The organism is Ochrobactrum sp. SFR4, from assembly GCF_019730395.1.
Taxonomy (GTDB): Bacteria; Pseudomonadota; Alphaproteobacteria; order Rhizobiales; family Rhizobiaceae; genus Pseudochrobactrum.
Map to the genome: position 1 here is coordinate 1 of NZ_JAAPBB010000249.1, position 418 is coordinate 418.

Consider the following 418-nt stretch of genomic DNA (forward strand, 5'->3'; position numbering starts at 1 on the left):
TGCAGTCATCTGAAACGGGCCGCGCACATTCGCCTTGATACCAACACGCCCCAGTGACGGCACCATATCAATCGCCCGTTCCCAGTTCCATGAAACGGAATCGAAGTCTTCCTCCAGAAGATCAGCACCAAACCATTCAGGAACACCATTTTCGGCAAATAATTGTAAGTGCTCGGTTTTCTCATAAGGGCCGAACATCAGACCGTCGCCTTCTTCACGCAGATAGCCTTCAAATCCTTCATCACGAAGGATCGGCATCTCCGGCAGCCCCTGACGTTTACGCTCCATGACTTCCGGCACAGCATCTGTAATCCAGTATTGGTGGATAATCGGAATAGCCGGTATATCCAGCCCCAGCATCGCACCGGTCTGGCGCGCATAATTTCCGGTAGCGGAAATGACATGCTCACAAACAATG

Annotated in this window: 1 protein-coding gene; it reads right to left on the reverse strand. The window is 51.7% G+C overall.

Going from position 1 to position 418, the window contains the following annotated elements:
* Positions 1 to 418, reverse strand: a 418-nt coding sequence (locus HBA93_RS18840; RefSeq protein ID WP_221724315.1) for an FAD-dependent oxidoreductase, incomplete at both ends; no start/stop codon positions are given.